The organism is Streptomyces sp. SM11 (genome assembly GCF_002910905.1).
Taxonomy (GTDB): domain Bacteria; phylum Actinomycetota; class Actinomycetes; order Streptomycetales; family Streptomycetaceae; genus Streptomyces.
This window is the reverse complement of record NZ_NEUE01000290.1, coordinates 1-6232: the sequence shown is the minus strand read 5'-3', so window position 1 is coordinate 6232 and position 6232 is coordinate 1. Positions and strand designations below refer to the sequence as shown.

Here is a 6232-nt window from a genome sequence, read left to right as displayed (position 1 = left end):
GTCTACGGTGCCGGTGGTCTCGGCGGCTTTGGTGGCGTACTTCGCCACGTACGCGGCCACCGCCTCTTCCGACAGATCCTCGTTCGCACTCCCGGCACCGATGGGGCGGACGTCCACCTGTGTCCCCCATGCCAAGGTTCGGGCGGGGTGGTCGCCGGAGGCCGGGAGCGGGACCGTGGCGCGGGCGGCAGCCGCCTGGATCGCGTCCGTCAGCAGGGCGACGCTGGCCCAGCCGGGGGGCGGGGTCTCGGGTCCGTCGGGGCCGTCGAGTCGGACGATGGCGTGGAAGTGGACCGCGCCGCGCTTCTGGAACTCAGCGACCTTCCCGAAGGAGACCCGGCAGACCTCGGAGGCGGCTTTCTGGGAAAGGCCGGCGCGGGCAGCGATCTCCCGGCGGAGGTAGATGGTGAAGCGTCGCCAGAGGTCCCCGGCGTGGTTGTTCCACAGCACCGCGCCCGCGTAGTCGTACGTGCCGGGGTTCAGGGCGGTGCCGAGGATCGGGGAGTCCTCGGGGTGGTCGGTGCCGCACCGGCAGACACCACGGGTGGGCCGGTTGTGGACCGGGCCGAAGCTAGGGGCGGTGAGCGTCGCGAAGACCTTGGGGTGCGTGCGCACCGTGACCGGCGCTCCCTTGGCCACGTCACCGGTGAGCCCGGCGCGGATCAGGTGGAAGGTGTCCCCGGCGTAGGTCCAGGCGCAGGAGGGGCACCGGGAGGCCCGCCGGTTCCCGCACGCGACCCGGAGGCGTCCGCCGGGCTCGCCCTGGGTGCTGTAGGAGTAGAGCACCTGCCCCGACTTCGCATCCCGGGTAGTGGTCATGCCCTCCAGATGGATCGGGTCCGAGCAGCCACCGGTACGCCGGACCTGCTCCTGCCAGCGGTCGAAGCCGGGGGCGTTGGCGACCCGTAAGAGGTCAGCCAGCGTCAGCGGATCAGTGCCCACAATGGCGGCGGTCCCGGCCACGGCCGAGGGCTCTACGGGAAAGGAGGTCACTGGTCGTCCTCCCTCGGGTAGCCGTGCCCGATCGGCGGGTAGAGGCCGCGCACCTTGGCGTCTTCCTCGGCGTAGTGAGCGTCATCGACCACGGTGAAGAAGTGGGTGTAGGGGCGGACGTCGTGGGCGTCGAGGTACACGCCGATCTGCTCGGTCCGCATCTCATCCGCCCACTCCGCCGAGTCGGGGCGTTCACCGAACAGGGCGTCGTCGAAGAGGCTCACGCGGCCACCGCCACGGAGTCGGAGACCTCGGCGGTCAGGCGCTCGATGTGGGCGAGGAGGCGGGCGCGGGGCCGGGCGCTGACGGTGGCGTGCACGACGGAGCGGGCGGTGTGCTCCTCCAGCCCGGAACCGTTGCAGACCCAGCAGAACACCGACAGGCAGTCGTCCTCACCGGCCCAACCGGACCCGGCGCACTCCGAGCAGTCCGCCCACGGGCGAGAAGTCAGGAAGTACAGGCACTCAGCCGGATCGGCGCACCGCAACTCCGCGCACGCCGGGCAGGCCCGACCCAGCACCGAACGACGCACAACCACAGCAGAAGCAGTCATGATGGAAGCTCCCTGATGGGACAGGGGGGCGGTGTGTCTGCTTGGCGGTAGGAACGCCGCCCCCAACTGGCTTGAGCCACTTACTGGCTTAAGCCAGTTGAGCATGAAGGGGCGCACGGGTCAAGACGCTGGCTTAAGCCAGTTGGTATGCTCGGCGCATGACCGCATCCGACCGCCCCTCCCAGCAACCAGCCAGCCGTCGAATCGCTGACACACTCCGCGCCTCGATCGAGCGGGGCGAGCTGGAGGCCGGCCAAAAGCTCCCGTCCGAGCGAGCCTTGGCCGAGCAGTACGGAGCGGCGCGCAACACCGCGCGAGAAGCGATTCGCCTCCTGGCTGAGCAGGGGCTAGTGACTGCGAAGCACGGTCGCGGCGTGTTCGTGCGCGAGCCCCAACGCCTCTTCCGCTTCGGTAGCGACCGGTACTCAATCGCGAACCGGGAGACCGGACTGACCCCTTTCCGCCTGGAAGCCAAGAAGCAGGGGAAGGTCCCGCGCATCGACGTCCTGAGCATTACCCGCGAGGTGCCGCCTCCTGATGTTGCCGAGCGGCTCCAGGTCCCGGCCGACAGCGAGAGCGTCGTTCACCGCGAGAACCATTACTTCGCGGACGACGAGCCGGTCCAGATCGTCTCCACCTATCTGCGCTGGGAAGAGGCGGAGGGGACTCTCCTCATGCAGGCGAAGTCAGGGCCAAACGGGATCTACGGTCGCCTGGAGGAACTGGGCCACGTGATGACGCGGGTGCGCGACGAGATCAGCGCTCGGATGCCTTCACCCGAAGAGGCCCGGGTACTCGACTTGTTGCCAGGGGTGCCCGTACTCGAAGTGCTCCACACGAGCCTGGATCAGAACACGGAGCCTTTCGAGGTGTCCCGGTACGTGCACCGCGCCGATCAAACCGGGCTCCTCTACGAGCTGCCCGTTTCCTAGCCCACTGCTCCGTTGGAGGACTCGCGTGGCTGACACCACCATTCGCCCTATCGAAGATGCCGACGTTCCCGGAGCGGCGGCAGCCCTGATCGAAGTCCACTCGACGGACGGATATCCGGTTGAAGGAGTGGATGACCCCGAGGCATGGATCACGCCGCCGGGAGTCGTGAAGGCGTGGGTAGCTCACCGGGACGGTGTAGTGGGGCATATCGCGATCATGAAGGCGGAGGGGGAGAAGGCCGTCACCCTCTGGCAGCAGCAGAGCGGAGAGGATGAATCCCGCATCGGTGTACTGGCCCGGCTGTTCGTGGTGCGATCTGCGCGGAAGCATGCAGTGGGCGAAAGCCTCATGCGAGCAGCCATGGACTACGCCGAGGAGAACGGCCTAAGCCTTGTGCTCGACGTGATGGACAAGGATGAGGCAGCCATTCGCCTCTACGAACGCTTGGGCTGGCAGTTCATCGGCGGAGCCACGCACCAATTCGGAGACGGTCAGCAGATCCCCGCCAAGTGCTACGTCTGGCCCGCCAGCTAGCTGGGAAGTTACAGGTTTCTCTACCTCATCAAGGCACCCGGCTGCGCTCCGCTCCGCCGGGCGCGCTTCCCGGCTCTGGCTGCGCCCGCGCTCCTGCCTTCGGCCCGCTCGGCGCTGCCGCCGCCGACGCGCGCCCACAACTGGATAGGCCCGGGGGCATGAGACGAAAACCAAGCCCGCGGCTTCAAGAGGATGCCTCCGGCGGGGGCGCTCAGACTCCGGGATGGACGGGGCACCGTTCGCGAGTGCCGGCCGGAGCGGGGCGAGCGTCGTGGGGCTCCCATCCCGACCACCTTCGACCCAGGCAGAGCCGAGCAGTCGCGGCCCAGGGCGTCAAGGTCGTTCGTACAGTGGCGCGCTCCACCTTGACGCCCTGAACCACGACCGCTCCACGGTGTGTGGGTCGAAGGCGGACGGGATGGGAGCCGGGGCGAGTGATGGGTTGGGGCGATCCACAAGGCGACGTAGTTGTGGGGAGTTTCAAAGGTCAGGCCCAATAGAGGCGAGAATCCACCCGCTGAGGCTCCATCCCCTGGGGTGACTCGACTGTGTAGCCCATCTCTCGCAGCGTCTCTGCTGCGGACTCGTGGGCGTCACGAACCGCTGACTTGAGTTGGAGTATCCGCCACTTGCGAGGATGCCGATCGACGACCGCTTCCCAGCCGTCCTCAACATCGATGGCGAATTCGCGGACGAGCAAGAGCAGCACATCTTCGAGTGCTGGCCTGAGTCGATGCCCACCAACCGGCAGGTGCATTTCAGAGAGTCGGGGTAGCTTCCCCTTGCGCATCATCGCCGCTGGCCTCCCCTTCTTCTTCTCGGACAAGCGGAGAAGGTAGGCCATCTCGTCCCGGTGGGCGTGCACCTGGAGGTGGGCCCCTGGAGGGTTCTTCGAGTGCCGCAGGTACTCGTAGCGCAACAGCGGATCTTGCACGCCTTCGAAGAAGACGTGCACGTCGGCGCGGTCAGCCGCAAGGTACATGTTCGGGCCGTCCCAGCAGCAGAAGTGCTGAACGTGCAGATTTAGGCACTTCTCCCCATCGATCTTGATGGGGATGCGCATGCTTCGGCCATCCGCAGCCAGAGGCGCGACTCTGATGCGATTGCCAACGTTCAGGGCAGAGAAACGCGGGGAGCCTTGACCGAGCACTCCCCGCGTAAGGTCTGTCAGCGTGTCGGCGAACTCAGCCGCCTTGTCATCGAGTGTAACTTCTTCAGCACTCACCGTTGAGAAGGTAGTCGATGCCCTCGATGGTGTGCCAGACGTCAAGCTCGTCACTGCTCAGGCTGTAGCTCTCGGCCCGGTCGCGAAGCTCGTCGAAGGTCATATGCACCTCTGCGAGCAGGCGTTCCCGTTGAGCTTCGAGCTCCGCAGCCGTCGCGCGGATCATGGTCGTCATGGGGTGCTCCCTGGTGGTGTTTGAAGGCCAAGTGAAGCAGGCACCACTGACAATGACGTTAGAGGCTGGGCCTGTAAACGCCAAGACGGATGCACCAAACGCTTACTCCTGGCTGTCCGCGTCGAACACGGAGTAGCTGGCCAGAACTCCTGAGAGCGGGTGCCAAGCCCACCAGGGACATTCTCCGGGCCGTCTCGGGGCCGTGATAGGACGCTCAACGTTGACCAGCGCTGACAACTGCCGACAGGTCAGCAGCAGGTCACAGCCTTGATAGATGACGAGACCGCAGCTCGCAGACCTCTCGGGTCACTTCTTCGGCTTCTGACCGAGCCGTTCCGGACCGCGTTCCCGGAGAGGTCCAGACCGTCCCACCACCCGCTTACTCCTGCGCAGCGCTCCCTCGGGGTGAGCACTGTGCGGGAGTAAGCTTTTGGTATGAACAGCGATACGGACAGCGATACGGACAGCCTCGCGTTCGACGTCTTCTCCCGGCAGTGCCCCTCGCGCTCGACGCTGGAGCATGTCACCGGGCGCTGGGGCGGTCTGACGCTCGGCGCACTGTGCGAGGAGAGCCTCCGGTTCAACGAACTGCGCCGCCGGGTCGACGGAGTCAGTGAGAAGATGCTCTCCCAGACCTTGCACGCACTGGAGCGCGACGGGCTCGTCCTGCGGGAGGCCCACCCGGTCAACCCGCCCCGGGTGGACTACGAGCTCACCCCGTTCGGCCGCGAGGTCACGGAGCAGTTCCTCGGGCTGATCCACCTCGTGGAGGGGCGGATGGGCGAGGTGCTCTCCGCCCGTGCGCGCTACGACGAGGCGCGCGGCTGCCGCTGACAGCGCGGGCAGTAGTAGCTGGAGCGGTTCATCCAGGCTCGGCGGCGCATCGGGGTGCCGCACCGGTGGCAGGGCTCGCCCTCCCGGCCGTACGCGTCGAGCGACCGGTCGAAGTAGCCGGACTAGGGCCTGTATCGAGTCGTGATCAATCTGCGGGATTCGCCCTCGCTTCGGGGGTGGATCGTGTAGTCCGGTGTGCATGACGCGGAGACAGTTGACGGACAAGGAGTGGGGGTACGTGGAGCCGTACCTGCCGATCGGCGAGTACGGGCCGTACCCCACGAAACTGCGCGAGCAGTTCGAGGGTGTGGTCTGGAAGTTCCGCTCGGGCGCACAGTGGCGGGAGATGCCTGCCGAGTTCGGTGCCTGGCCCACCGTGTACAACCGGTTCCGCCAGTGGCGGGACGCCGGGGTCTTCGAGAACCTGCTGGAAGGTCTGATCGCGAAGGCCGCGGAGCGGGGTGAGGTGGACCTTTCGCTGGTCAGTGTGGACTCCACCACCGCACGTGCCCACCACGACGCCGCCGGGATGCGCCTTGATCCGGAGACGCTGGACGCCCTGGAGAAGGCGGCCGAGGAGGAGAGGACCCGCTCAAAGGGGGCGACAGCGAGGAACAAGTCGGGCACGACACCGACGTCGAGGCCGGGCGGGTCGAACGGCGACGCGTCCGGCGACGCCGCAAGCTCCGCCTGAAGGCCGCCCTGCTCGGCCGCTCGCGGGGCGGGCAGACCAGCAAGGTCCACGTCGCTGCCGACCGCAAGTGCAGACCGCTCGTCCTCACGCTCACCGCCGGACAGGCCGCCGACAGCCCGCAGTTCATCCCCGTGCTCAACAAGATGCGGGTTCGCCTCCCGGTCGGCCGTCCCCGAACCCGGCCCGACGCGGTCGCCGGAGACAAGGCGTACTCCTCCCGAGGCAACCGCTCCTACCTACGCAAACGCAACATCAAGGCAGTCATCCCGGAGAAGAAGGACCAGGCCGCCA

Annotated in this window: 8 protein-coding genes and 2 pseudogenes; 4 read left to right on the top strand and 6 right to left on the bottom strand. The window is 67.0% G+C overall.

Annotated elements, in window-relative coordinates; all coding sequences use genetic code 11:
• The 3 genes from B9S58_RS31880 to B9S58_RS31870 form a co-directional block, all read right to left on the bottom strand.
• On the bottom strand, positions 1-993 hold a 993-nt coding region (locus B9S58_RS31880; protein WP_374935726.1), incomplete at its 3' end, for a replication initiator.
• Positions 990-1217: a hypothetical protein gene (locus tag B9S58_RS31875; protein WP_103534981.1), complete on the bottom strand. Its 228-nt coding sequence runs from the start codon at positions 1215-1217 to the stop codon at positions 990-992. The genes B9S58_RS31875 and B9S58_RS31880, both read right to left, overlap by 4 nt.
• Positions 1214-1546 carry a hypothetical protein gene (locus B9S58_RS31870; protein WP_258045162.1) on the bottom strand — a complete coding sequence of 111 codons (333 nt, stop codon included), beginning with the start codon at positions 1544-1546 and terminating at the stop codon, positions 1214-1216. The genes B9S58_RS31875 and B9S58_RS31870 overlap by 4 nt, the downstream gene beginning before the upstream one ends.
• Before the next feature lie 158 nt (positions 1547-1704).
• Here B9S58_RS31870 and B9S58_RS31865 point away from each other — a divergent pair, with 158 nt between their 5' ends.
• Positions 1705-2478 (top strand): GntR family transcriptional regulator, encoded by a 774-nt coding sequence (locus B9S58_RS31865; RefSeq protein WP_103535388.1) that lies wholly within the window; start codon positions 1705-1707, stop codon positions 2476-2478.
• A 25-nt stretch (positions 2479-2503) separates the two neighbouring features.
• Positions 2504-3013: a GNAT family N-acetyltransferase gene (locus tag B9S58_RS31860; RefSeq protein ID WP_103535387.1), complete on the top strand. Its 510-nt coding sequence runs from the start codon at positions 2504-2506 to the stop codon at positions 3011-3013.
• A 487-nt stretch (positions 3014-3500) separates the two neighbouring features.
• Here the strand turns inward: B9S58_RS31860 and B9S58_RS31855 are convergent, their stop codons facing one another.
• Both B9S58_RS31855 and B9S58_RS31850 read right to left on the bottom strand, forming a co-directional pair.
• On the bottom strand, positions 3501-4238 hold the full coding sequence (locus B9S58_RS31855; RefSeq protein ID WP_103535386.1) for a hypothetical protein: 738 nt from the start codon (positions 4236-4238) through the stop codon (positions 3501-3503).
• The gene (locus tag B9S58_RS31850; protein WP_103535385.1) at positions 4228-4413 is read right to left on the bottom strand and encodes a hypothetical protein; all 186 of its coding nucleotides are present in this window, start codon (positions 4411-4413) and stop codon (positions 4228-4230) included. The genes B9S58_RS31855 and B9S58_RS31850 overlap by 11 nt, the downstream gene beginning before the upstream one ends.
• A 435-nt stretch (positions 4414-4848) precedes the next feature.
• Between B9S58_RS31850 and B9S58_RS31845 the strand changes: the two genes are divergently transcribed.
• Entirely contained in the window at positions 4849-5247 is a 399-nt protein-coding gene (locus tag B9S58_RS31845; RefSeq protein ID WP_103535384.1) for a helix-turn-helix domain-containing protein, read from the top strand.
• Here B9S58_RS31845 and B9S58_RS31840 read toward each other — a convergent pair.
• A pseudogene (locus B9S58_RS31840) lies at positions 5220-5369 on the bottom strand (zinc finger domain-containing protein); the annotation flags it as partial. The gene B9S58_RS31845 and the pseudogene B9S58_RS31840 overlap by 28 nt on opposite strands.
• Positions 5370-5446: 77 nt before the next feature.
• On the opposite strand from B9S58_RS31840, the pseudogene B9S58_RS31835 reads away from it, so the two are divergent.
• Positions 5447-6232, top strand: a pseudogene (locus B9S58_RS31835) (transposase); the annotation flags it as partial.

Bases quoted from the DNA above. Each gene is read 5' to 3' on its own strand.
- B9S58_RS31870 (WP_258045162.1), bottom strand. From the start codon at position 1,546: ATGACTGCTTCTGCTGTGGTTGTGCGTCGTTCGGTGCTGGGTCGGGCC.
- B9S58_RS31865 (WP_103535388.1), top strand. From the start codon at position 1,705: ATGACCGCATCCGACCGCCCCTCCCAGCAACCAGCCAGCCGTCGAATC.
- B9S58_RS31850 (WP_103535385.1), bottom strand. From the start codon at position 4,413: ATGACGACCATGATCCGCGCGACGGCTGCGGAGCTCGAAGCTCAACGG.
- B9S58_RS31845 (WP_103535384.1), top strand. From the start codon at position 4,849: ATGAACAGCGATACGGACAGCGATACGGACAGCCTCGCGTTCGACGTC.